20 protein-coding genes and 1 pseudogene are annotated in these 24234 nt (G+C 68.9%); 12 read left to right on the forward strand and 9 right to left on the reverse strand.

What is annotated here, in order from left to right:
• Window positions 1-88 precede the first annotated feature (88 nt).
• Both rplQ and truA read left to right on the forward strand, forming a co-directional pair.
• Complete coding sequence (rplQ, locus tag MKW14_RS17460; RefSeq protein WP_240863449.1) at window positions 89-601, forward strand: 50S ribosomal protein L17; 513 nt, start codon at window positions 89-91, stop codon at window positions 599-601.
• A gap of 169 nt (window positions 602-770) precedes the next feature.
• Window positions 771-1628 carry a tRNA pseudouridine(38-40) synthase TruA gene (gene truA / locus MKW14_RS17465; RefSeq protein WP_240863450.1) on the forward strand — a complete coding sequence of 286 codons (858 nt, stop codon included), beginning with the start codon at window positions 771-773 and terminating at the stop codon, window positions 1626-1628.
• A 45-nt stretch (window positions 1629-1673) separates the two neighbouring features.
• On the opposite strand, the gene MKW14_RS17470 is transcribed toward truA, so the two are convergent.
• The 3 genes and pseudogenes from MKW14_RS17470 to MKW14_RS41555 all read right to left on the reverse strand — a co-directional run.
• Window positions 1674-6011 (reverse strand): Ig-like domain-containing protein, encoded by a 4338-nt coding sequence (locus tag MKW14_RS17470; protein WP_240863451.1) that lies wholly within the window; start codon window positions 6009-6011, stop codon window positions 1674-1676.
• A 221-nt stretch (window positions 6012-6232) separates the two neighbouring features.
• A complete protein-coding gene (locus MKW14_RS17475) occupies window positions 6233-7042 on the reverse strand; it encodes a right-handed parallel beta-helix repeat-containing protein (RefSeq protein WP_240863452.1) in 810 nt (269 codons plus the stop codon).
• Between the two features lie 112 nt (window positions 7043-7154).
• Window positions 7155-7433: pseudogene (locus MKW14_RS41555) on the reverse strand (glycosyl hydrolase family 28-related protein); the annotation flags it as partial.
• A gap of 476 nt (window positions 7434-7909) precedes the next feature.
• Here MKW14_RS41555 and MKW14_RS17480 point away from each other — a divergent pair.
• Genes MKW14_RS17480 through MKW14_RS17505 form a run of 6 tightly spaced genes read left to right on the forward strand, consistent with a single transcriptional unit; the run spans window position 7910 to window position 14854 of the window.
• Window positions 7910-9325 carry a glycosyltransferase family 2 protein gene (locus MKW14_RS17480; RefSeq protein ID WP_240863604.1) on the forward strand — a complete coding sequence of 472 codons (1416 nt, stop codon included), beginning with the start codon at window positions 7910-7912 and terminating at the stop codon, window positions 9323-9325.
• A gap of 1 nt (window position 9326) precedes the next feature.
• A complete protein-coding gene (locus MKW14_RS17485) occupies window positions 9327-10337 on the forward strand; it encodes a glycoside hydrolase family 26 protein (RefSeq protein ID WP_240863453.1) in 1011 nt (336 codons plus the stop codon).
• Complete coding sequence (locus MKW14_RS17490) at window positions 10337-12181, forward strand: ArnT family glycosyltransferase (protein WP_240863454.1); 1845 nt, start codon at window positions 10337-10339, stop codon at window positions 12179-12181. The genes MKW14_RS17485 and MKW14_RS17490 overlap by 1 nt, the downstream gene beginning before the upstream one ends.
• Window positions 12182-12236: 55 nt before the next feature.
• Window positions 12237-13556, forward strand: coding sequence for a UDP-glucose dehydrogenase family protein (locus MKW14_RS17495; RefSeq protein ID WP_240863455.1), 1320 nt, complete (start codon window positions 12237-12239; stop codon window positions 13554-13556).
• Window positions 13557-13574: 18 nt separating this feature from the next.
• Complete coding sequence (locus tag MKW14_RS17500; RefSeq protein ID WP_240863456.1) at window positions 13575-14336, forward strand: polyprenol monophosphomannose synthase; 762 nt, start codon at window positions 13575-13577, stop codon at window positions 14334-14336.
• Window positions 14337-14344: 8 nt separating this feature from the next.
• The gene (locus tag MKW14_RS17505) at window positions 14345-14854 is read left to right on the forward strand and encodes a GtrA family protein (protein ID WP_240863457.1); all 510 of its coding nucleotides are present in this window, start codon (window positions 14345-14347) and stop codon (window positions 14852-14854) included.
• Window positions 14855-14941: 87 nt separating this feature from the next.
• On the opposite strand, the gene MKW14_RS17510 is transcribed toward MKW14_RS17505, so the two are convergent.
• Window positions 14942-15823: a hypothetical protein gene (locus MKW14_RS17510; protein ID WP_240863458.1), complete on the reverse strand. Its 882-nt coding sequence runs from the start codon at window positions 15821-15823 to the stop codon at window positions 14942-14944.
• A gap of 269 nt (window positions 15824-16092) precedes the next feature.
• Here MKW14_RS17510 and rplM point away from each other — a divergent pair, with 269 nt between their 5' ends.
• The 3 genes from rplM (at window position 16093) to glmM (ending at window position 18626) form a co-directional block, all read left to right on the forward strand.
• Window positions 16093-16536, forward strand: a complete 444-nt coding sequence (gene rplM, locus MKW14_RS17515; RefSeq protein WP_133043272.1) for a 50S ribosomal protein L13 — start codon at window positions 16093-16095, stop codon at window positions 16534-16536.
• A 41-nt stretch (window positions 16537-16577) separates the two neighbouring features.
• Complete coding sequence (gene rpsI, locus MKW14_RS17520) at window positions 16578-17090, forward strand: 30S ribosomal protein S9 (RefSeq protein WP_123974782.1); 513 nt, start codon at window positions 16578-16580, stop codon at window positions 17088-17090.
• Window positions 17091-17267: 177 nt separating this feature from the next.
• A complete protein-coding gene (gene glmM, locus MKW14_RS17525) occupies window positions 17268-18626 on the forward strand; it encodes a phosphoglucosamine mutase (protein ID WP_240863459.1) in 1359 nt (452 codons plus the stop codon).
• 124 nt (window positions 18627-18750) lie between these two features.
• Here glmM and MKW14_RS17530 read toward each other — a convergent pair whose 3' ends face one another.
• On the reverse strand, window positions 18751-19689 hold the full coding sequence (locus MKW14_RS17530) for a DUF389 domain-containing protein (protein WP_240863460.1): 939 nt from the start codon (window positions 19687-19689) through the stop codon (window positions 18751-18753).
• Between the two features lie 16 nt (window positions 19690-19705).
• Window positions 19706-20674 (reverse strand): type I pantothenate kinase, encoded by a 969-nt coding sequence (gene coaA, locus MKW14_RS17535; RefSeq protein WP_240863461.1) that lies wholly within the window; start codon window positions 20672-20674, stop codon window positions 19706-19708.
• 164 nt (window positions 20675-20838) lie between these two features.
• On the opposite strand from coaA, the gene glmS reads away from it, so the two are divergent.
• Window positions 20839-22686 carry a glutamine--fructose-6-phosphate transaminase (isomerizing) gene (glmS, locus tag MKW14_RS17540; RefSeq protein WP_240863462.1) on the forward strand — a complete coding sequence of 616 codons (1848 nt, stop codon included), beginning with the start codon at window positions 20839-20841 and terminating at the stop codon, window positions 22684-22686.
• 106 nt (window positions 22687-22792) lie between these two features.
• Here glmS and MKW14_RS17545 read toward each other — a convergent pair whose 3' ends face one another.
• The 3 genes from MKW14_RS17545 to MKW14_RS17555 are packed head-to-tail and all read right to left on the reverse strand — an operon-like array spanning window position 22793 to window position 24232.
• Window positions 22793-23143: a hypothetical protein gene (locus tag MKW14_RS17545; protein WP_240863463.1), complete on the reverse strand. Its 351-nt coding sequence runs from the start codon at window positions 23141-23143 to the stop codon at window positions 22793-22795.
• 40 nt (window positions 23144-23183) lie between these two features.
• On the reverse strand, window positions 23184-23387 hold the full coding sequence (locus tag MKW14_RS17550; RefSeq protein ID WP_240863464.1) for a DUF397 domain-containing protein: 204 nt from the start codon (window positions 23385-23387) through the stop codon (window positions 23184-23186).
• Between the two features lie 8 nt (window positions 23388-23395).
• Complete coding sequence (locus MKW14_RS17555) at window positions 23396-24232, reverse strand: helix-turn-helix domain-containing protein (protein ID WP_240863465.1); 837 nt, start codon at window positions 24230-24232, stop codon at window positions 23396-23398.
• Window positions 24233-24234: the final 2 nt, after the last annotated feature.

The following is a 24234-nucleotide window of genomic DNA, read 5'->3' on the forward strand; positions in this document are numbered from 1 at the left end:
TGATCGGTTGATGCCGGTGAGCGTCCGCTCATCGGGTTCCTGACCCCGGTACCTGACACGGCCGGGGCAGACACACAGGAGAAGAACAATGCCGAAGCCCACCAAGGGTGCCCGTCTGGGCGGCAGCGCCGCGCACGAGAAGCTGCTCCTCGCGAACCTCGCGAAGTCGCTGTTCGAGCACGGCCGTATCACCACCACCGAGGCGAAGGCCCGCCGCCTGCGCCCGTACGCCGAGCGTCTGGTCACCAAGGCGAAGAAGGGCGACCTTCACAACCGCCGCCAGGTGCTGCAGGTCATCACGGACAAGAGCGTCGTCCACACGCTCTTCACCGAGATCGGCCCGCGCTACGAGAACCGTCCGGGTGGCTACACCCGCATCACCAAGATCGGTAACCGCCGTGGCGACAACGCGCCCATGGCTGTCATCGAGCTGGTCGAGGCGCTGACGGTTGCGCAGCAGGCCACGGGTGAGGCGGAGGCTGCGACGAAGCGTGCGGTCAAGGAGGCCGAGGCTGCGGCTCCGGTTGCCGAGGTCGAGGACGCCAAGGTCGACGTGACCAAGGCCGACGAGGCTGACGCCGAGGAGTCGAAGGACGCGTAAGCGTTCTGCGGGGTGCTGTTCGGCTGGCGGCTGCGGGTTCGTGGTGGCTGGTCGCGCCCACGCGGCGGAGCCGCAAATTCAGCAGAGCCCCGCGCCCCTGTGGGGCGCGTCAGTGGGTCCGTTCCTTTCGGGGAGCGGGCCCGCTTTTGTGTTCTGAGAGGATCTCTGGGTGAGTGACGAAGTAGAGCCCGGGTGTGTACGTGTTCGCCTTGACCTTTCCTATGACGGGACCGAGTTCTCCGGGTGGGCCAAGCAGGCCGGGGGGCGGCGGACCGTGCAGGGGGAGATCGAGGATGCTCTGCGGACCGTCACGCGGTCGGGGGACGTCTCCTACGAGTTGACCGTGGCCGGGCGGACGGACGCCGGGGTGCATGCGCGGGGGCAGGTGGCGCATGTGGATCTGCCGGAGGGGGTCTGGCGTGAGCATCACGAGAAGCTGCTGAAGCGGCTCGCCGGGCGGCTGCCGAGGGATGTGCGGGTGTGGGCGCTGCGGCCCGCGCCGAGCGGCTTCAACGCCCGGTTCTCGGCGATCTGGCGCCGGTACGCATACCGGGTGACGGACAACCCCGGGGGAGTGGATCCACTGCTGCGCAACCATGTGCTGTGGCATGACTGGCCGCTCGACGCCGACGCCATGAACGAGGCAGCCCGGGGGCTGCTGGGGGAGCACGACTTCGCCGCCTACTGCAAGCGCCGGGAGGGGGCCACCACCATCCGTACGCTGCAGGAGCTGAGCCTGGAGCGGGGGGCGGACGGGATCATCACCGCCACCGTGCGGGCCGACGCCTTCTGCCACAACATGGTGCGCTCGCTGATCGGGGCGCTGCTGTTCGTGGGGGACGGGCACCGGGGGCCGGACTGGCCGGCCAAGGTGCTGGCCGCCGGCGTACGGGACTCGGCAGTGCACGTCGTACGGCCGCACGGGCTGACGCTGGAGGAAGTCGGTTATCCGGCGGACGAGTTGCTGGCCGCGCGCAGCAAGGAGGCGCGCAACAAGCGGTCGTTGCCGGGGTGCGGCGGGTGTTGAGAGGGAGCCACGCCCCCGGCCGGCGGCCGGGGGCGTGGCTCGCGGTCACTGCTTGACGGTGAAGTACTGCCAGGCGCCCCAGGTGCTGGGGTTGGTGGTGTCCCTGCTGCTGTGGACGTACTGCGCCGCGATGCGGAACTTGCTGCCCACGGAGCTGGTGAGGGACATCTTGTGGCGGCCGGTGCTGGCGGAACTCAGGGCCGTGCAGGGCGTGGTGGTCTGCGTGTGCCAGGCGCCGCTGTAGTAGCGCTGTACGCGGAACAGGATGCACTGGCCGGACTTGTTGGGTGTGACGGTGACGTCCAGTTGCTCCTTGGCGGTGCGGTGGTAGACGCGGTAGAGGGTGCTGCCGTAGTGCGTGCTCGTGTAGTAGCCGGACAGCGTCTCCGAGACCCGTACCTGGGTCTGCGCGGTTCGGGCGACGGTCTTCGGGGCGTACCGGTAGTCGCCGGCGAACACCGCGCTGAACGTGGTGTTGCGGGTGAGCTTGTACGACCCGGCCAGGTTGCCGTGGCTGTCCACCGTCCCCGACTTCACCAGGACCGACGTGCCGCCGAACGGCTGGGCGTAGATCGCCACCGTGCGCTTGTTGTACGTCGTGCCGAGATGAGCGGTGATCTTCGCGGTCTGGCCGTACGCGTACGTCGCGTGGTCGGTCGCGATGGTCAGGGACGTCGCGGTCCGGGAGACCTGGACGGTGGCGCTGGTACTGCCCGACTTGTGCGAGACGTCGCCGCCGTAGGTCACCTTGTAGGTGTTGGCGCCGCCGATCTGCGGGGTGTCCGAGAAGGTGAACGAACCGTCCGTGGCGACCTTCGCGTCGGCGAGTGCGGTGCCGGACGTGTGCCCGAGGTCGGTCTTCGTGACCTTGACGACCCCGCCGGCGGCGAAGGGCGCGCCGGAGAGCTTGCCGGACACGGTCAGCTTCTGTGCGCGGGTGGACGTGGCCGGGGCCGTCAGACTGACCGAGGTGACCAGCTTGGACGCCTGGACGAGGGTCGTCGTGGTCGCCGGGTCGTGGGTCGCGTCCCCGGCGTAGCTCGCGGCGTAGGTGTAGGTTCCCTCGGCCGGCGGGGTGTCGGTGAAGGTGAGGGAGCCGTCCGCCTTCGTCGTCACGTCGGGGAGCGCCGTCCCGTTCCGCGTGATGTGCGCGACCTGCCCCGCGGGGAGAGCCGCGGTCGAGGTCAGGGTGCCGGTGATGGTCAGGGACCGGCCGGGGACGGCGGTGCTCGGGGCGGTGAGGTGGAGGGAGGTGGCCGCTGCCGGCCCCTGGGAGATGACCGGATCGCTCACCGTCTGCACGTCGGAGATGTCGGTGGTGGACCCCGAGAAGGCGAGGAGCGCGGTGGGGGTCAGTGCCGGAGTCGCGTCGACCACCTGGGTTCCGTCGATCCAGACGTACACATGGCCGGTGGCCACCTGGACGTCGACCTGATGTGTGCCCTGGCGCAGTGAGGTGGTGAGCGGGACCACCGACTGGTAGGCGATCGTCGACGAGTCGGCCGAACTGCGGCCGACGCCCACGAAGTTCTGCGCCTTCAGCGTGGTGTTGTAGCTGGTGCCGAGCGCGATCACCGTGCCCGGCCGTCCCGCGATGCCGAGACTGTCGCCGAACCCGCCCAGCGCCGAGGCGGAGTTCTGGGCAGGGTCGAGGAAGGTGAGTGCCATGCCCTTCCCGCCCGTGCCGGGGCCGAACTTGGCGGTGAACGTCGCCCGCAGACCGTCGGTGCGCAACGGCTTGGTGTAGACCGCCGAGCCCGCCTTGTAGCTGGTGGCCGGGGTCAGTTGGACGCCGCCGCCGTCGGCCTGCACTGCCGAGCCGTTGGTCTGCCACAGTCCGTCGGCGGTCGAGGTGGTCGTGGCGGTGCCTGTGCCGGTGCCCTTGACCTGTACGTACATGGCGCCCTGGGGGTTGCCGTTGTCGTCGGTTCCGGTGCCGGTGACCTCATAGGAGGCGTTCAGATCCGCGGCGGAACGCGGAGTGAACGTCACACTCTGCACCGCGGTCTGCTCGGGACCGATGACCAGGCCCTCCGACAGCTGCAACGGGCTGTTGAAGTCACCCGTCGGTGCCTTGGCCTTGGTCACCGTCACCGGGATGTTGCCGGTGTTGGTGATGGTGAACGTCAGCGACTTGGAGCTGCCGATCGGGACCTTGCCGAAGTCCAGCGAGCTCGTGGAGAACTCCAGGTGTCCCTGCCCGGTGATGGCCGTCGCGGTGACCGGCACGCTCAGGGTGTGGGTCGCGCCGCCACTGCCGCTGCTGCTGATCACGAGCGCGTCGCTGTCGACCTGGTCGGTGGTCGGTGTGTAGGTGACTGAGAGTACGAACGAGCCGCCGGCCGGTACGACCGTCCCCGCGCTCGGCAGCCCCGAGGCGGAGAAGGCGCCGCCGGGCGCGTCGACCGAGGTGATGGTCTCCGCTTCGGTACCGGTGTTGGTGACCTGCAGGTTCAGCGTCGAGGTGCTGCCGGTGGGTATCTCGCCGAAGTCGAGGGCGCCGGGCGCCGCTCCGAATCCGGGCCTGGTGCCGATGCCGTGGAGGGCGAAGACGAGTTTCTGGCCGTCCGAGAGGTTCGCGGTCAAGGTGCCGTTGACGCCGCCGGTGGTGGTCGGGGTGAAGCTGATCGGAACGTTGAGGGTGGCGTTCGCCGCCAGCGCCGTGGGCTGTGCGGGGGTGGGTACGGCGGACGGGTCGACAGTGAACGGGCCGGAGGCGGTGAGCCCGGTGATGCTGACGTCCTGCGTGGCCGTCAGCTTCATCTGGCTGGAGGCGTTGCCGCCGACCCCGACCTGGCCGAAGTCCAGTGAGGCCGCGGTCAGGGCGGTCCTGGCCGGGCTGCCGAAGCCGTAGAGGACACCGTCCCGGGTGCCGACGTACACCTTGCCGCTGTCGGCGGTCGGCGTGCTGAACTTCGTCGCGGTGCCGATCGGTGCCGACCACAGCAGCTGGAGACGGCCGTTGCCGTCGGGGACGGGGCTGTAGGCGCGCAGGGTGCCGTCGGCCCCAGAGGCGTTGCTCGCGGAGGTCATCCACACCAGGGCGCTGGACTCGTCCGTGCCGTTGGAGGTGACCAGGGGCGAGCCGCTGGTGTAGCCGAAGGTGTCCTGACTCTGGCCCGTGAGGGTGAGCGTGGGTGTACCGCCGTTGCGCACGCCGTACTTGAGGGCGCGCAGCGGACCCTGGTTGCCGACGACGTAGACATAGCCGCCGTCACCGCCCCAGAACGCGGGGTGTCCCCACATGCCCTGGTAGGGGCCGGACACGCTGACCGCGGCGTCGCCGCCCTGGGGCCCCTGGCCCATACCGCCGAGGTTGTCGCGGTCGAGCAGGAACACCCGCCCGTCCTTGCCCTGCTGGACGAGCAGGTGCGGGTGCTCGCTGGTGCCGAAGCCGTCCGGGAGCGCCATCGGGGCGCCCGAGGAGATGTCCTGGTCGTTGAGGTCCAGGGTGGCGGCGTTGCTGGGGCTGAAGAAGTCGGCCGTGCTGAGGCTGTTGTCGGCGCCGACCTGGAGGCGTACGACGGACTCGGCCAGGGTTCCCTGGACGGTCTTGCCCGGGCCGGGCGCCGGGCTGATGCCGTTGCCGGTGCTGAAGAAGATGCGGCCGGACCCGTCGGAGACCAGTCCGCCGCCCGCCTGCCAGATGCCCGCGCCGCCGATGCCGGCCCCGGTCGCCGTGGCCCACATCGAGGTGATGCTGTGCGCCGTGGTGCTCACGCCGACCACGTAACCGCGGTACGGCCATGCGTCGCAGTGGGCACCGAAGCCCGCGTAGACGACGCCGTCCATCAGCAGCAGGCCAGGGCGCTGCTGCTCGTAGTAGGCGTCGAAGGTGGCGCTCGGGTCGTTGACGGGGCTGCCGGCGATGGTGACCGGCCACCCGGAGCGCTCGGCTCCGGAGGCGGGGTCGACCGCGTGCATCAGCCACTTGGGGTGGCGGTGGGTGGAGGTGCCGTCGTCGACCTTGGTGGTGAAGTAGAGGGAGTTGGTGGACGGGTCGTAGACCGGCGTCGCGGTCGCGCCGATGTCGGGCACGAGGTCACCGCAGCCGATCGCCGAGGCCGGCCATGAGGGGCCGTAGTTCTTGCTCCACTCGATCGCTCCGGTGGTGCGGTCGAGGCCGTACAGGGTGTTGCTCTCGGTGACGGCGATCACCTGGTCACCGAGCACCAGCGGCTGGGCGTATATCTGCCCGTCCAGCTTGGTGGCGAAGAGCCTTCCGAAGGCGGAGGACTGGACGACCGCCGGGGAGAGGGAGGCCTCGTCCTGGTCCCAGTTGGTGCGCAGGTTGTCGACGCCCTGGGTGTTCTGGTCGGCCTGGGCCGAGGACGCCACCAGGCTGATCATCGTGCCGATCAGTGCGGCGGTGGCCGCGGCCACGACGGACACCAACCATGTGCGCCGCCGGTTGCGATGACGGCCACCGCGTGCGGGCATGGAAAACCCAGGCAATTCGGGACCCCCCCTCGTGGTCGCGCCCGGAGTGGTCACGGGCGCGGCACAAACGTGAAGACTAAGTGGTTGTTCTTATCATCAGTTGAGGTTTTTGGGCACTATGGGGCGCGTTTCGCTTCGGCATCGCCAGGGGGAACGGCGTGTTCTCAACCCGTGCCGACGAGCGTGCCCTTCACGAACTTGGTGTTGCCGGAGCCGCTCTGCCACGGGGACGTGACGCCCTGAAGGTGGCCCGAGTTCACCACGACGTAGGTCGAGTAGTCGGCACGCACGCCGTACTGGGTGCTCGCCGCTCCCGCACCGTCGTCGTCCTTGCCCGTGAGGACGACCAGGCCGTCGGCGATGACCTTGCACTGGGAACTCGCCACCCCCAGCCCCGCGTACCCGCCGCCACCGGCCCCGGCGTTCTTGCCGTCTCGGGTGAGTTGTACGGCGGACAGCAGGAGGACGCCGGTGGTGTCCGTGGCGTGGACGTACATGCCGTTCCAGCCGTTCCGGTGGGTGGAGCAGGCGACCATCTTGATCACTCCGGGCACGGACTCGATGTCGAACCCGTGCTTCGCGGACCATGCCGCGCGGCAGCTGGTGAAGGAGGAGTTGCCCGCGCCCGACATCCACCAGCCGCAGCCTCCGACCCCCAGGACGTACACGTCGTGGAAGACGGAGTCGGTGGAGTTGTTCAGCACGATGCCGTGTGAGCCGGTCCGCAGGACGGAGACGCGGTCGTAGTGCAGGCAGAACGGCGCCTGGGGGCCGCCCGTGGCGTCGAAGTTGTACCAGGTGTTGATCCCGATGCCGGTGACCGCACGGACGTGGTCGTCGCGCAGTTGCAGGGGCTGGATCTGCCCCGTGGCACGGATGCCGTCGATCTCCGCCCCGCCGCGCGGCAGGTCGGAGCCGTCGATGGACAGCGAGAAGACGCGCTGCGCGTTGGCCTGGATCGAGTATCCCCCCAACTGCTGGTCCAGGATCTCGACGACGGCGTGCCCCGTGAATGGGCAGGGGGCGGAGGCCGGTCACCGGGTTCTGGGCGCCCGGCTGGGACTCACCGCCGGCGTGCGAACCCTGGAGGGTCACATACGGGCCGATGCGCAGCGGAGCGCTCGTGCGGTACACCCCGGCGGGGAGCACGGTGACATTGCCAGGCCGGCAGGCGTCCAGTGCCGCCTGGATCGCCGCGGTGTCGTCGGTGGTGCCGTCGCCCTTGGCGCCGTGGTCCTTGACGTTCACCCATCCCGCGTCCGCCGCTACGGCGGTGGCGTCACCCGCGGAGACCGCCGTGGCGGACACGGCGACGCCGCCCACCGCGAGGGCCGATCTGAGGACGGAGCGTCGTGAACCGGTCATGTGGTGCCCCGCGGGTCGTCGGAGATCGTCGATCAGCGCGTCCCATCAGAGGGCAGAACGGTATGCCCGGGGCACTGGATGTGAAACCTGTTAGCTATCCCTCATTTCGCAGAAGATAACGGACATAGAGTCGCTTACTCCCCGTAAGTTTCCAGCTAACCCTTACGCCTTCCATATAACTCGGATAATGTTTCGCAACTCGGCCATAGGTTCGACTGGGGGTGGCCGAAACACGGTGGGGGTCAACGGGCCGGTAGGGGCCCATTGGTGGTTTTTTCATGAGTTCAGTTGGCCCGGTACGGGCCGGGAGGCGTCGTGTCGCGCGTCAGAACGGTGGGCGAAGGAAAGCCGGGCGAGGGGTCGAAGCCCCGTTGGGCCTGCTGCCGCTGCCGCCCACGGACAGGGAGAAGTACGCGTACACCCGCCGGAACCTGTGGATCCTGACGATCAGTTCGCTGATCAGCTTCTGCTGTCTGGTGGTGAGCCAGTTCAAGCTGGCGCAGTCCACGCCGGTGCTGTGGATCTACACGCCGCTGTTGGTCTTCACCGTGCTCTACTACCTGGTCTCGCTTCGGGTGAACGGTTTCACCAGAGACTTCGACATCGAGCATCACAAGCGGCTCGTGCATGACTGGCGACCCGAGGTCTACCCCACGGTCGACGTGTTCCTGCCGGTGTGCGGCGAGCCCATCGAGGTACTGCACAACACCTGGCGGCACGTCCGGCAGATGGCCGACCACTACCCCGGCGTCTGCGTCCCGTTCGTCCTGGACGACGGCGCCGACCCTCAGCTGGAGGCGATGGCCCGCGACTTCGGGTTCCGCTACGGCACCCGGGAGAACCGCGGCTGGTTCAAGAAGGCCGGCAACCTGCACTTCGGGTTCGGGCAGTCCGACGGTCAGTACATCCTGATCCTGGACGCCGACTTCACCCCGCGCGCCGACCTTCTGGAAGAACTGCTGCCGTACATGGAGGCCGACCCGAAGGTCGGCATCGTGCAGTCCCCGCAGTACTTCCGGGTGCTGGACTCGCAGAACTGGATCGAGCGCGGCGCGGGCGCCGTGCAGGAGCTGTTCTACCGGTCGGTGCAGGTCTCCCGGCAGGGCAGTGACGGAGCGATCTGCGTCGGCTCCTGCGCCGTGTACCGGCGGGCCGCGCTGGAGACCAACGGCGGTACCACCCTGATCGAGCACTCCGAGGACGTGCACACCGGTTTCGACTTGCGCGGCCTCGGCTGGGACCTGCGTTATGTGCCCGTCGCCGTCTCCACGGGGGTGTGCCCGGACACCGCCGGCGCCTTCTTCAACCAGCAGTACCGCTGGTGTTCCGGCTCGATGAGCCTGCTCGGCAGCAGGAAGTTCTGGGAGCGCAAGATCAGGCTCTCCAGCCGCCTGTGCTACATGTCCGGGTTCTTCTACTACATCCACACGGCGCTCTTCACCTTCGCCGCACCGGTCATCCCGATCGTGCTGCTGCTGATGATGCCGGACAAGCTGAGGGTCGAGAACCTGCTCCTGGTAGTGCCCAGCATCGTCTACACCACGATCGTCTTCCCCATGTGGCACAAGGCGCCCTACCGCCTGGAGGCCTGGGCCGCCCGCATGATGTACGGCTGGGCGCACGTCTTCGCCATCTGGGACATCCTGCGCAAGAACCGCATGGGCTGGCAGCCCACCGGCTCCTCCGGCGCCAAGAAGAACAAGACCCGCCGCTTCTGGATCGGCATGTGGGTCTGGAGCGGCGGCACCGCGCTGGTCTGGGTCGTGGCGGCGGTCTACCGGACCTTCACCATGGAGGCCCCGAACTTCGCCCTGGTCCTGTCCTCCGGACTCTTCTACGCCCTCGTCGTGGGCCGCGTGCTGGTCCAGCCGCGGGAGAAGGCGGCTATCTGACATGCGATTGCCCACCGGCACACGCACCGCGGTCGCCGCTGCGCTGATCAGCGTCCTCACCCTCGGCGGCTGCTCCGTGCTCGACGACTCGAATCGCACCTCACCCGCCGGACGGGCGCAGGGCGCGGATCCGTCGCAGAGCGCGGACAGCGACGTCCCGTACGACGTCGTCCCGCTGCTCAAGCCAGCGAAGAAGTACTACGGAGCCGCCGTCGAGGGCGCGCCCACCTCCATGAAGGGCGTCGACGCGTACACGGGGATGACCGGCAAACAGCCGAACCTCATCGAGTACTACGCGGCCTGGGGCGACGGCTTCGACGCCAGCGGTGTCCGCAACGCCTGGAAGAAGGGCGCCATGACGCTGATGTCCTGGGAGCCCTTCGACAGCACCCTCGCCGACATCGCGGCCGGCAAGTCGGACGCGTACCTCAAGAAGTACGCGACCGCGGTCCGCAAGCTGAACCTGCCCGTCGTGATCGACTTCGCCGACGAGTTCAACGGCAACTGGGAGAAGTGGGGTACGAAGTACGTCACTCCCAAGGAGTACGTGGCCGCGTGGCGGCACATCCACGACGCGTTCATCGACGCCGGTGCCACGAACGTGATCTGGGCCTGGACGCCCAACATCATCAACCCGGTCAAGAGCGTGCGGCTGAAGCCGTACTACCCGGGGGACGCCTACGTCGACTGGGTCGGCCTCGTCGGCTACTGGACGCTCGGTCAGGACAACGCCTTCAACAGCGTCTTCGGTCCGACCATCGACGAGATCCGTGCCTTCACCAAGAGGCCCATGCTCCTGGCCGAGACAGCGGCGATGCCGGGTGAGCGACGGCGGGCCGACATCCGCAACCTGTTCGCGGGTGTGGAGGCCGACGACAACATGCTCGGCTTCATCTGGTTCAACCACAAGAAGCGTGCCGACTGGCGGTTGGAGGCGAGCCCGCTGGCGCTGAAGGAGTTCAAGCGACTGGCTGCCGACGACCGTTTCGGCTTCGACGTACGGAAGCCGTGATGACCTCCCGACACGATCACCACACCCCGCAGCCCTACGATCCCTACGCCGAGGACGACGCCGGCGGCTGGTTCAACTCCAATGGCTGGGTACAGCCGCAGCAGCAGGACCAGTACCAGCAGCAGGACCAGTACCAGCAGCACGGGTACGGGTACGACGGTCGGCACCCCTACCAGGGGCAGCAGCAGACCGGGCAGCCGTTCGCCTCCGGCATCCCGGAGCAGCCGCAGACGGGTTACGACGACCAGCCGACGTACGCCCTGCGTACGGTCACGTACCAGCAGGTGCCCGAGGACGAGCCCGGGTACCACATCCCCGAGTCCCCGGACGCGGGCTGGGACGACGCCCCGAGCAAGCGGCGGGCATGGGTCAGCCGCGGTGTCCTGGCGGTCGTCCTGCTCATCCAGGCCGTGCTGTCGCTGCGGCTGTCCAACACGGCGTTCCAGGACGAGGCCCTCTACCTCGCCGCGGGCCACAACATCATCGACCACTGGGCGAGCGGCACCCCGTTGCACAGCGGGTACGAGTCGTACTTCTCCGGATCGCCGATGCTGTACCCGGTCGTCGCGGCCGTCGTCGACGGGTACTTCGGGCTGTCAGGGGCCCGGTTGCTGAGCCTGGTGTGCATGCTCGGTGCGACCGCGCTGCTGTACTCCTTCAGCCGGCGCATGTTCAACGAGCGGGTCGCCCTGGTCGCCGCGGCGCTTTTCGCGGTCACCCAGCCGACCATCGTGCTCGGCTGGTTCGCCACCTACGACGCCCCGGCGATCTTCCTGCTGGCCCTCAGCGCCTGGATCGTCGTCCGCACCAACAAGGCGCCTGTGATCGTCGTGCTGCTCGCGGCGCCGGTGATGGTGCTGGCGGTCGCGGTGAAGTACGCGTCCGCGCTGTACGTGCCGACGCTCATCGTGCTGGCCGCGCTCACAGCCTGGCACCACAAGGGCTGGCGGTGTGTGCTGCGGGCGCTTCTGCTCGGCCTCGGAACAGCCGCGCTGGTCGGCGTCGGCCTGATGTACACCAACGTGCTCGCCGGTGTGAAGTCGACGACCACCAACCGCGCCCACGGCACCGACACCGCCATGGCCCTGGCGGAGAAGTCCGTGGAATGGGGTGGCCTGATGTTCGCCGCCGCCGTCGCGGGTGCGGTGGCCTACACGCTGCGTGGCCGGATGAACGAGTCGCCGCGCTCCCACGGGCTGGCCGGTCCCGGCTGGCGCTGGCGTGCACTGACGGGCCTGGTGCTGGCCGGTACCGCCCTGCTGGCCCCCGCGTACCAGATCCACCTCAGCACGTCGGTCTCGCTCTACAAGCACCTGGACTTCGGTCTGCTCTTCGCCGCCCCGATGGCCGGTGTCGGTGTGATCCGGCTGGTCGGCAAGCACTTTCGCTATCCACAGCTGGGCATCCTGCTCTGGGTCACCGCACTGTGCCTCGGCGTCTCGCAGTCGGAGTGGCGCTTCGGTCTGTGGCCGGACTCCACTCCCCTCGTGAAGTCGATCGAGCCGTACATGAAGCCCAAGGGCAAGTACCTCGCTGCCACCTACGAGGTGCCTGTCTACTACCTGCGGGCCAAGACTGAGCAGGACCAGTGGACGTCGACCTATGGCATCGGCTACTCGGACAAGAACGGCAAGATCCACCACGGTCAGGAGGGGTACCGGCTCGCCATCCAGGCCGGCTACTTCGACCTCGTCGTCCTGGACGGCATCGCGACGCCGGACATCGACAAGTACATCGAGCAGCAGGTGACCAAGAACGGGAACTACCGCTTGGTCGGCAAGATCCCGTACCGGCTCAGCGGGGGTGGTACCGGCTCGTACCAGATCTGGGCGAAGACGTCCTGAGCCGGTCGGCCACCCCTGTTCTTCCTTGCTCATGTCTTCACGAAAGGCCGTACCCATGCGGCTCACAGTCATCGGCACCGGCTATCTCGGTGCCACCCACGCCGCCTGCATGGCGGAACTCGGCCACGAGGTGCTCGGGGTCGACGTGGACCCCGACAAGGTCGCCGCGCTGCAGGCGGGGCGGGTGCCGTTCCACGAGCCCGGGCTGCCGGAGCTGATCGCGAAGCACACCGCGAGCGGACGGCTGCGGTTCACCACCGACTACGCGGCGGCCGGGGCCTTCGGCGAGGTGCACTTCGTGTGCGTCGGCACTCCCCAGCGCTCGGGTTCCGAGGGCGCCGACCTGACGTACGTCGACGCGGCCTTCGCGGCCATCGCCGAGCACGCGGCCGAGGGGGCGCTGCTGGTCGGCAAGTCGACCGTGCCGGTGGGGACGGCGGAGCGGCTGGCGGGGCTGCACGAGCGTGCCGAGGTCGCGTGGAACCCTGAGTTCCTGCGCGAGGGCTTCGCCGTCGAGGACACGCTGCGGCCGGACCGGCTGGTGTTCGGGGTGCGGTCTTCGCACGCGGAAACGATCCTTCGTGCCGTGTACGCCCCCGTCCTCGACGCGGGTACCCCGCTGGTCACGGCCGACTTCCCGACCGCCGAGCTGGTCAAGACGGCCGCGAACGCGTTCCTCGCCACCAAGATCTCCTTCATCAACGCGATGGCCGAGGTCTGCGAGGCCGCGGGCGGCGACGTCGGCGTCCTCGCCGAGGCGATCGGCCACGACGACCGGATCGGCCGGAAGTTCCTGCGCGCCGGCATCGGCTTCGGCGGCGGCTGCCTGCCCAAGGACATCCGGGCCTTCGCGCACCGCGCCGGGGAACTGGGGGTCTCGCTGGACTTCCTGCGGGAGGTCGACGCGATCAACATGCGCCGCCGCGACAAGGTCGTCGACGTGGCGCGCGAACTGTGCGGGGGTTCGGTCCTGGGGGCCCGGATCGCCGTGCTCGGAGCGGCCTTCAAGCCCGACTCCGACGACATCCGCGACTCGCCCGCGCTGAACGTGGCCGCCCGGCTGCGTCTCGACGGCGGCGATGTCACCGTCTACGACCCCGAGGCGCTGGACAACGCCCGCAAGGCGTTCCCGCTCCTCGGTTACGCGCTGTCGGCCGAGGAGGCCCTGCGGGGAGCGGACCTCGTGCTGCATCTGACCGAGTGGCCGCAGTTCCGGGAGATCGACCCGGAGCATGCCGCCGGGCTCGTGTCCCGGCCGCTGATCGTGGACGGCAGGGGGGTGCTCGACGCGGACCGCTGGACCGCGGCGGGCTGGCACTTCCGGGCGCTGGGCAGACCCGCGCCCACTGGGGAGAGGCCCCTTCGGGGCCTCTAGGGAGGGATGAGAACGGCCATGACGAGCCTCGACAGATACCCGGGCGTGCGCGTCACCGTGGTGATGCCCACCTACAACGAAGCCGCGAACCTGCCGCGGATGGCCGAGCTGGTGCTCGGGCTGCGGATCGACGGGCTGCATCTGAAGATCGTCGACGACTCCAGCCCGGACGGCACCGGGCGGATCGCCGAGGAGCTGGCGGAGAAGTACAACTGGGACGGGCAGTACCGGATGAGCGTGCTGCACCGCACCGAGAAGGACGGGCTCGGGCGGGCCTACGTGGCGGGCATGAGCGCCGCGCTCGACGAGGGCGCCGAGTACGTCGTGCAGATGGACGCCGACGGCAGCCACCCGGTGGAAGCGGTCCCACGGATGCTCGGCACGGCCATCGCGTCCGGCGTCGGTCTGGTCGTCGGCAGCCGGTACGTCGAGGGCGGCTCGCTGGACGAGGAGTGGGGCAAGCACCGCGTGCTGCTGTCCCGGTTCGCCAACCGCTACGCCCGGACCGTGCTCGGCACCAAGATCCGGGACATCACCGCCGGCTTCAACCTGTGGTCGGCCGCGACGCTGCGGGACATCGACCTCGCGACCCTGGACAGCGCCGGCTACAGCTTCCAGGTGGAGCTCAAGTTCAAGGCCGTCCGGGCCGGGCACAGCGCCGTCGAGATCCCGATCCGCTTCGAGGAGCGCACCGAGGGCGTGTCCAAGATGAACCTGTCGACCCAGATCGAGTCGGCCGTGATGCCGGTGCGGCTGCGGCTGCGCAACCGGCGGGGCTGAGCGGCACCGTGAGCGGACGGCATGCGCTTCCGACGCGGACGGGGAAGCTGTACGGCGAGATCGCGAAGTTCGGCCTGGTGGGAGCCTCGGGGTTCGTGGTGAACCTCGCCGTCTTCAACGCCATCAGGTCCTTCACGCAGTGGCAGACGGTCCGGGCGAGCGTCGCGGCGACCATTGTCGCGATCATGACCAACTATCTCGGCCTGCGGTACTTCACCTACCGCGAGCGGACCCAGGAGGACCGCGGCAGCAAGCGGAGGGAGATGGGTCTCTTCCTCTTCTTCAGCGCGGTCGGCCTGGTCATCGAGAACGGGGTCCTCTACGCGGCCACCTACGGGCTGGGCTTCGACGGCACGATCGCCAACAACGTCAGCAAGTTCGTCGGCATCGGCATCGCGACCCTGTTCCGCTTCTGGTCCTACCGGACGTGGGTCTTCCGGACGGCCGCCCCGCCGGCCGACGACCCGGTGCCGGTCTACCCGGAACCCGTGCTGAGCGGGGCCTTGGAGCGGGGCTGACCGGACGGGAGCTGACCGGACCGGAGCTGACCGGACCGCAGCCGGAGCGGAGCTGACCGGACCGGCGCGCCTCTGACGGCGGGCCGGTCAGCCGTTCGCGGCGGCCGAGGCCTGGGCCTCGCCCCGACGGTTGATCTGGCGGAACGTGAACAGCTGCAGGTCGTTGCCGGCGGCGAAGACGTTCGTGGAGTTCTTCGTCACATCCTTGCCGTCGGTGAAGCCGACGGTCGTGAAGTAGGCGTAGCGACCGTAGGAATTGGCCGTGGTCAGGCAGGTGGCGGCGTTGCAGAAGTCCTTCACGCCCTTGCCGGGCAGGGACGTGACGAAGCCCTTCTTGTCCGACTGGGTCCGGGCCTTGGCCGCCTGCGCCTGGGTGTCGAAGACGGCCACGCCGACCGTCACCGCGACGCCGTCCTTGCTGTAGGTGACCCGCATCAGACGGGTGCAGTCGTTGCCGGTGAGGATGGCCGGGAGGGTGCCCTTGGCGGCCGACGCGCAGTTCTTCGTGTCGGCCGTGGCGCCCTTCTTGTAGACCGCCGAACCCATGGTCAGCTGGGAGCCCGGGAAGAGGGTCTCCACGCTGAGCGGCGCCGTGTCCTTGGCCTTGCTGGAGATGAACTCCTTCGGGTCCAGCGGGGGCGGCGCGCTGGTCGGCGCGAAGGACGGGGCCGAGGCGCTGCTGCTGGGGATCGAGGCGCTCGCGGGCAGGTTGGACGGGCTCCCGGAGGCCTTGTTGTCGCCGTTCGCCGACACGACGGCCATGGCGACGGCGGTGCCTATCGCGATGGTGGCCACCGCGCCGCCGCCTATGAACAGCAGCCGGCGCCTCCTGTTGCGCGTCTCGGACGCCTCGGCGAGGGCCGCCCAGTCCGGGGTCCGGCCGTCGCCGCCGTTGTTCCACGGCTGCTGGGATTGCGGTTTCCAGGGATCCCACTGGGACTGAGGTCCCCCCTGCTGCCCAAAGCTCATGGGGCGCATCTTAGTGGGGGTGCGCGTGGTGCCGGTGGGCCTGTGGACAACGGGCTCGTTTTGACCCGCCCGGATGACCCCGGTATCCTGCTTCTTCGTTGTGTATTGGCTCGCTCGTACTCACGAGAGGCCCTTCACACAGGTTCCCTGGAGCAGTTACCAGTGGGCGGCATACGGGCAGTGGCCCGGCATATTTGTCGTCCCCAGCTGCACGATCGCTTCAGTGATGCCATTTCCAGCACCCATCCACTGAAGAAGAAGGCTGCGAAGTGCGTACGTACAGCCCCAAGCCCGGCGATGTGACTCGCCAGTGGCACGTCATCGACGCTCAGGACGTTGTCCTGGGGCGTCTCGCCACGACCGCCGCGTCGCTTCTCCGCGGCAAGCACAAGCCGATCTACGCGCCCCACGTCGACACCGGTGACTTCGTCATCATCATCAACGCCGACAAGGTGCACCTGTCCGGCAACAAGCGGACGCAGAAGATGGCGTACCGCCACTCCGGCTACCCGGGTGGTCTGCGCTCCGTCCGTTACGACGAGCTGCTGGACAAGAACCCGGAGAAGGCCATCGAGAAGGCCGTCAAGGGCATGCTCCCCAAGAACTCCCTGGGCCGTCAGATGCTCTCGAAGCTGAAGGTCTACAAGGGTGACCAGCACCCGCACGGCGCGCAGCAGCCGCAGCCGTTCGAGATCACCCAGGTCGCGCAGTAAGTCCGGCCACCCCTAAGCCTGAAGAGAATCTGAGGAGAATCGTGGCCGAGACCACTGCCGAGCAGCCGCTCGAAGAGCTTGACATCGACAGCTACACCACGGAGTCGGACGTCCCCGTCGAGGGCGAGTACACCTCCGAGTCCCTCGCGTCCCGCTTCGGCGACCCCCAGCCGGCCGCCGGCCTGGGCCGCCGCAAGAACGCCATCGCCCGCGTCCGGATCGTCCCGGGCACCGGCAAGTGGAAGATCAACGGTCGCACCCTCGAGGACTACTTCCCGAACAAGGTGCACCAGCAGGAAGTCAACGAGCCCTTCAAGGTGCTCGAGCTCGAGGGCCGCTACGACGTCATCGCCCGCATCGCCGGTGGCGGTGTCTCCGGTCAGGCCGGTGCGCTCCGTCTCGGTGTCGCCCGCGCGCTGAACGAGGCCGACGTCGACAACAACCGCGGCCCGCTCAAGAAGGCCGGCTTCCTCCGCCGCGACGACCGTGCGGTCGAGCGCAAGAAGGCCGGTCTGAAGAAGGCCCGCAAGGCCCCGCAGTACAGCAAGCGCTAAGCTTCGCTGCCTGCTCTTCCGCGAACGCCCCGGCGGCACGCCACAGTGCTGTCGGGGCGTTCGTTTATCACCGTCGGGGGCGTATAACGGCACAAGACCCTCAACGGCTTGTGTGATCGGATGCCGCTATCCGGTGGGTGTACGCCGCCTGTAACTGACGTTTCCTCAGGAGGACAAGTGGGACGACTCTTCGGCACGGACGGCGTGCGGGGCGTCGCCAACGCGGACCTGACGGCCGAGATGGCGCTCGGTCTGTCGGTCGCGGCGGCGCACGTGCTGGCCGAGGCGGGAACGTTCGAGGGCCACCGGCCAACGGCGGTCGTCGGACGGGACCCCCGTGCGTCCGGGGAGTTCCTGGAGGCCGCGGTCGTCGCGGGCCTCGCGAGCGCCGGCGTGGACGTGCTGCGCGTCGGAGTGCTGCCGACGCCCGCGGTGGCGTACCTCACCGGCGCGCTCGGCGCCGACCTGGGCGTCATGCTCTCCGCCAGCCACAACGCCATGCCCGACAACGGCGTCAAGTTCTTCGCCCGCGGCGGCCACAAGCTCGCCGACGAGCTGGAGGACCGGATCGAGGCGGTGTACGACTCCCACCGGCACGGTGAGCCCTGGGAGCGGCCTACCGGAGCGGGCGTCGGACGGGTGCGGGACTACGAGGAGGGCTTCGACAGGTACGTCGCCCATCTGATCGCCGTACTCCCGAACCGGCTGGACGGGCTGAAGATCGTCCTCGACGAGGCGCACGGGGCGGCGGCGTGGGTGTCGCCGAAGGCGTTCTCCCAGGCCGGCGCCGAGGTCGTCACGATCGGCGCCTCCCCGGACGGGCTCAACATCAACGACGGCTGCGGCTCGACCCACCTCGACAAGCTGAAGGCCGCGGTCGTCGAGCACGGGGCGGCGCTCGGTATCGCGCACGACGGTGACGCGGACCGGTGCCTGGCCGTGGACCACACCGGCGCGGAGGTCGACGGCGACCAGATCCTCGCCGTACTCGCGCTGGCCATGCGGGAGCGGTCGGCGCTGCGGGCCGACACCTTGGTGGCGACCGTGATGTCCAACCTCGGGTTCAAGCTGGCGCTGGAGCGGGAGGGGCTGACCCTCGTCCAGACGGCGGTCGGGGACCGGTACGTGCTGGAGGAGATGAAGCAGCACGGCTACGCGCTCGGCGGCGAGCAGTCCGGGCACGTGATCATCCTGGACCACGCGACGACCGGGGACGGCACGCTGACGGGGCTCATGCTGGCGGCGCGGGTCGCGGAGACGGGGCGGTCGCTGCGGGACCTCGCGGCGGTGATGGAGCGGTTGCCGCAGGTCCTGATCAACGTGCCGGACGTGGACAGGTCCCGGGTCGGGAAATCGGCCGAACTCTCGGCTGCCGTCGCCGAGGCGGAGCGGGAGTTGGGGGCGACCGGGCGGGTGCTGCTGCGGCCTTCCGGGACGGAGCCGTTGGTTCGGGTCATGGTCGAGGCGGCCGATATCGATCAGGCTCGGTCGGTGGCGGGGCGGCTGGCCGATGCCGTCAAGTCGGCGTTGGGTTAGTAATCCGAGCCCCTGGCGGGTGCCGGGTGGGGGGTGGGGGGTGCTGTCGTCGGCGGGCCGCGGGTTGTCTGTGGCTTGTCGCGCCCAAGCGGCGGAGCCGCACATTGAGCAGAGCCCCGCGCCCCTATCGGGCGCTGATGTTCCGGCGTTGAGAGGCCCACAGCCACTTCTGGGTCAGAAGGGTCACTGTGCCTGCCAGGACGATGCCCATGAGGTTCAGGAGCAGCTGCTCGGTCGATCCCCAGGCCTGTTTGTACTCCGTGTAGGCGAAGGCCACCGCCGCGTTGGCGGCGGCCGGGACCGTGGTGACCGAGATGGCCACGCCGACCAGGAGGCCCGACTTCGCCGAGGTGAGCGAGAGCGTGCCGGCGATGCCGGCCAGGACCGCCACGACGAAGGAGAAGGCGTCGGGGCGGTAGATGAAGTTGGTGTTGGGCCGCTCGGCCTCCAGGCGCACCTTGGTGAACAGGTTGATGCCGTCCATGAAGTAGGTGAAGCCGACGGTGATCAGCATGGCCACCGCGAAGCCGACAAGCAGCGCGATCAGGGAACGCAGGGCCAGACGCGGGTGGCGCTGGACCACCGAGGTGCAGATGCCGGCGAGCGGGCCGAACTCCGGGCCCACCGCCATCGCGCCGACGATCAGGATGGCGTTGTCGAGGACGACACCGCAGGCCGCGATCATCGTGGCGAGGGTGATGAAGGCGACGTAGGTGACGGAGAGCGTCGACTCCTCGTGGGTCGCCTCGGTCAGCTGCTCCCAGAGCACCGCGTCCGCGCCCTCGCCCGGGGCCTCCTCCTCCGCCTTGTCGGCCCGCTTGGACAGCGAGAGGTCGATGTTCTCGACGGCGATGGAACCGGTCCGGTCCAGCCCCAACTCCCGTAGCGCACCGATAAGTTCGTCGCCGGCCTCACGGGCGACATCGCACAGCACCACGTCCCCGGCGGGGTTGCGGGCGGCGCCGGGCAGGACGACGAGGTGGGTCGTCCCGACCGTCTTCTCGATCAGGCGGACCACGTCGTCGGTCGTGCCGGACGGGGTGATCAGACGCAGGTGCAGCATGGCCGCAGACTAACGGTCACAGCTTGCGCAGGCTCAGGCGCCGGACCTTGTGGTCGGCGCCCTTGCGGACGATGAGCGTGGCACGGCCGCGGGTGGGGGCGATGTTCTCGACCAGGTTGGGCTTGTTGATCGTGCGCCACAGGGTGCGGGCGTAGTCGAGGGCCTCCTCCTCGGAGACCTGGGTGTACTTCCTGAAGTACGAGTCCGGGTTCTGGAAGGCGGTCTGGCGCAGCTTCTTGAACCGGCTGAGGTACCAGCGCTCGATGTCGTCGGCGGCGGCGTCGACGTACACACTGAAGTCGAAGTAGTCGGCGAGACCGACGCGGGTGCGGCCGTCCTTGCCGGGGAGGGCGGGCTGCAGGACGTTGAGGCCCTCGACGATGAGGATGTCCGGGCGGCGGACCGTGAGCCGCTGGTCCGGCACGATGTCGTAGATCAGGTGGGAGTAGACGGGTGCGGTGACCTCGTCCTTGCCGGCCTTGATGTCGGCGACGAAACGCGTGAGGGCCCGGCGGTCGTACGACTCCGGGAAGCCCTTGCGCGACATCAGACCGCGGGCCTGGAGCTCCCGGGTGGGCAGCAGGAAGCCGTCCGTCGTGACGCGCTCGACGCGGGGGTGCTCGGGCCAGCGGGACAGCAGCGCCTGGAGCAGACGGGCGACGGTCGACTTCCCGACGGCCACGGATCCGGCGACGCCGATGACGAACGGGGTGCCGGACTGGGAGCCCTGCTCGCCCAGGAACGTGTTCAGCGCCCCTCTCAGCCCGTCCGTGGCGCCGACGTAGAGGTTGAGGAGCCGGGAGAGCGGGAGGTAGATGTCCCGCACCTCGTCGAGGTCGATGACGTCACCGAGACCGCGCAGCTTCTCGACCTCCTCGGCGGTCAGCGGCAACGGAGTCTTGTCCCGCAGCGCGCTCCACTCGGTTCGGGTGAGGTCGACGTAGGGAGTCGCCTCCGGCCGCTGCCGGTGGGCGCTCCGGGGCATCGAGGAGACCGGAGAGATCACAGTCCATTGTTAACGGAGTTTGAACGGGGTGGGGGGTGGGGTGCGTCACGCTCGTCCGCGCGGGTTCGTATGGCCGTGGGAATTTCCGAAATCGGGCACGATTGCTGTCTTTCCGACGGTGATTCGGCCGTAGGCTGCGGGCCATGTGCGGAATCGTGGGATACGTGGGGTCGCAGTCGGCGCTTGATGTCGTGATGGCCGGGCTGAAGCGGCTGGAGTACCGGGGGTACGACTCGGCGGGTGTCGCCGTGCTGTCGGACGGAGGGCTGGCTGCGGCCAAGAAGGCCGGAAAGCTGGTGAACCTGGAGAAGGAACTGGTCGACCGGCCGTTGCCGTCGGGTTCGACCGGCATCGGGCACACGCGGTGGGCCACGCACGGCGGACCGACCGACGCGAACGCGCATCCGCATCTCGACAACGCGGGGCGGGTCGCGGTCGTCCACAACGGGATCATCGAGAACTTCGCCGGGCTGCGGGCGGAGTTGGCGGAGCGCGGCCACGACCTCGCCTCCGAGACCGACACCGAGGTCGTCGCACACCTGCTCGCCGAGGAGTTCTCGTCCTGCGCCGATCTCGGCGAGGCCATGCGGCTGGTGTGCCGGCGCCTGGAGGGCGCGTTCACGCTCGTGGCGGTGCACGCCGACGAACCCGACGTGGTCGTGGGCGCGCGGCGGAACTCCCCGCTGGTGGTGGGCCTTGGTGAGGGTGAGGCGTTCCTGGCCTCCGACGTCGCCGCGTTCATCGCCCACACGCGGTCGGCGATCGAGCTGGGCCAGGACCAGGTCGTCGAGCTGCGCCGCGACGGCGCGACGGTGACAGGCTTCGACGGCGCGCCCGCGGAGGTCCGTTCCTATCACGTGGACTGGGACGCCTCCGCCGCGGAAAAGGGGGGCTATGACTACTTCATGCTCAAGGAGATCGCCGAGCAGCCCAAGGCGGTCGCCGACACGCTGCTCGGCCGCATCGACGCCGGCGGCTCGCTGACGCTGGACGAGGTGCGGATCAGCGCCTCGGAGCTGCGCGAGGTCGACAAGGTCGTCATCGTCGCCTGCGGTACGGCCTTCCATGCCGGGCTGATCGCCAAGTACGCCATCGAGCACTGGACGCGCATCCCGTGCGAGGTGGAGCTGGCGAGCGAGTTCCGCTACCGGGACCCGATCCTGGGCGCACGGTCGCTCGTGATCGCCATCTCCCAGTCCGGCGAGACGATGGACACGCTGATGGCCCTGCGGCACGCACGCGAGCAAGGCTCCAAGGTGCTGGCCATCTGCAACACCAACGGCTCGACCATCCCCCGCGAGTCGGACGGAGTGCTCTACACCCACGCCGGTCCGGAGGTGGCGGTCGCGTCGACGAAGGCGTTCCTCACCCAGCTGGTCGCCTGCTACCTGGTCGCCCTGTACCTGGGCCAGGTGCGCGGCACCAAGTGGGGTGACGAGATCGGCGCCGTCATCCGCGACCTCGCCCGGATCTCGGTCGAGGTCGAGCGCGTCCTGGAGACGATGGAGCCGGTACGGGCGCTGGCGCGCTCCCTCGCCGACAAGAAAACGGTGCTCTTCCTCGGGCGGCACGTCGGCTACCCGGTGGCCCTGGAAGGCGCGTTGAAGCTCAAGGAACTCGCCTACATGCACGCCGAGGGCTTCGCGGCGGGCGAGCTGAAGCACGGGCCGATCGCGCTGATCGAGGAGGATCTGCCGGTGGTGGTCGTGGTGCCCTCGCCCCGGGGCCGCTCCGTCCTCCACGACAAGATCGTGTCCAACATCCAGGAGATCCGGGCGCGGGGTGCGCGGACCATCGTGATCGCGGAGGAGGGGGACGAGGCGGTGGTGCCGTACGCCGACCACCTGATCCGCATCCCGGCGACTCCCACCCTCCTCCAGCCGCTGGTCGCCACGGTCCCGTTGCAGGTGTTCGCCTGCGAACTGGCGACGGCCCGCGGCAACGAGGTGGACCAGCCGCGGAACCTGGCGAAGTCGGTGACGGTGGAGTGAGCGGGCGGGGGTAGAGCCCCCGGGCGCGGAAAGGGGCGTACGGCCGCGAGGCATGCCGTACGCCCCTCAGTCATCCGGACCCGATCAGATCCCGGTCAGATCCCGGTCAGATGGCGAAGCAGGTCTTCGGCACCCAGCCGTTCTTCGTGTCGCCGCCGTAGAGCCACTGGTTGCTCGTCTTGCCGCAGGCCGTGTACGAGCCGCCCTTGTAGGACTTGCCGTCGTTGCAGACGGCGCCCTTCGCGCCCTTGGCCCAGATGCCGATGGCCGTGGCACTGGTCTTCGGCGAGGTGCGGACGTTGACGGTCTCCTTGGGCTTGACGTTGACGAGCGCCTTGCTGCAGTCCGTCGGCAGGGTCGCCGCGGCGGCGGTCCCGGCGGTGGCGACGGTGCCGGTGAGGGCCGTACCGACGAGGGCGGCGGTGGCGAGTGCGGTGCCCAGAGACTTCAACTTCAAGGCTGTTTCCTCCCGTTACTTGCGATGGTCACCGCAAAGGCTACTGGGAGGAGGGGCTGTCGATGATCTTGGGGGTGTCGAGGGCTTGCAGGAAGAGGGTGAAGGCGGCGGCGGGGAAGGTGAGGGTGGCCCGGGTGGGGGCCTTGGAGTCGCGGACGGATATGTGGGTGGGGGAGTGGGCCACTTCCACGCATTCGTTGCCGTCGTCGGGGCCCGAGTAGGACGACTTCCGCCAGTTGTCCATGGGATGCCTCACAGCTCTTTCGCCAGCCGGTGGATGAAGTCACGCGACCGTACGGGGTCGAGGGACACGGCTTCCACCTTACGGAAGCGAGTTCGAAAGGCGCTGAGCTGTGCTGCGGAGTCGATGAAGGCCGAACCGTGCGGAACGTCCCGTACGACCGTGTCCAACTTGGCCACCGGCCCGCCGACATACGTCATGGTGCTGGCGGCTGTGGCGAATCCGTCCAGGTCGAAGGGGATCACGCGCACGGTGACGTGGTCCGCTTCGGACAGCTCCCGAAGCTTGGTGAGTTGCGCCCGGGAGGTGGCTCGGTCGCTGACCCTGATGCGCAGGGCGGCTTCGTGGATCACCAACTCGTACGGGACGGTGAGCTCTTGGCCCGCCATGCGATGCCGCACACGCAAGTCCCGCTCCTCATCGGTGAGTTCGGGAACTCGGCCGGAGAAGACGGCGCGGGCGTAGTCCTCCGTCTGCAGAAGGCCGGGGACGTAAAGGACGGCCACGTCGCGGCGGAACGACGCGTGGTGGTTCAGTTCGGAGAGGTCCAGGAACGACGTGGGGAGCCGTCCGCGGTACTCCTCCCACCAGCCGCGCGTCCGGTCGGTTGCCATCGCGACCAGCGCGTCGACGAACTCCCGGTCGGTGCAGGCGTAATGGGATGCGAGACGGCGGACCCGTTCCTCGCTCACGCCGACGAGTCCGGATTCGATGTGGCTCATCTGGACACGGTTCGCGCCGAGCAGCGCCGCCGCCTCGACGGCGGTCAGTCCTGCCGCCTCACGAAGTCGGCGCAGTTCGATCCCGAGGCGCATCTGACGGGCGGTTGGTTCGCGCCGCTGAACCATCT

Source organism: Streptomyces gilvus (genome assembly GCF_022513565.1).
In the GTDB taxonomy this organism is placed as follows: Bacteria; Actinomycetota; Actinomycetes; order Streptomycetales; family Streptomycetaceae; genus Streptomyces; species Streptomyces gilvus.